At 45.9% G+C, this 570-nt stretch carries 1 protein-coding gene; it reads left to right on the top strand.

All coding sequences use genetic code 11. From position 1 onward, the window contains the following. Positions 1 to 570, top strand: a 570-nt coding sequence (locus AC1DFM_RS34710; RefSeq protein ID WP_477081371.1) for a hypothetical protein, incomplete at both ends; no start/stop codon positions are given.

Here is a 570-nt window from a genome sequence, read left to right as displayed (position 1 = left end):
CTGTTCCTGCTGGTAACAGAGTAACCTTTATCTGGTGGGTAACCAACGGCGTCTGTGATTCGACCAGTGCAGCCGTTTCTGTTGTAAACTATCCTAAACCGGTGGTTGCCAAAGTTGATAGTGTGGCGGCTCAGTGTAATAATGCTACGTTCACTATTAAAGGAAATGATCCGACTACTACCTTCGGTGGTAAAGGTGTTTGGAGATTTACCCCTACTCCGGGTGTAACCATCACCGATAGCACTAAAGCAACGACCACCGTAACTGTTCCTGCCGGTAACAGAGTAACCTTTATCTGGTGGGTAACCAACGGTGTGTGTGATTCGACCAGTGCAGCCGTTTCTGTTGTAAACTATCCTAAACCAGTGGTTGCCAAAGTTGATAGTGTGGCAGCACAGTGTAATAATGCCACGTTCACTATTAAAGGAAATGATCCTACTACTACCTTCGGTGGTAAAGGTGTYTGGAGATTTACTCCTACTCCGGGTGTAACCATCACTGATAGTACCAAGGCGACTACCACAGTAACTGTTCCTGCTGGTAACAGAGTAACCTTTATCTTTTATCTGG

This window comes from Chitinophaga sp. 05T412 (assembly GCF_056396465.1).
This window is presented reverse-complemented; position numbering and strand designations above follow the sequence as displayed.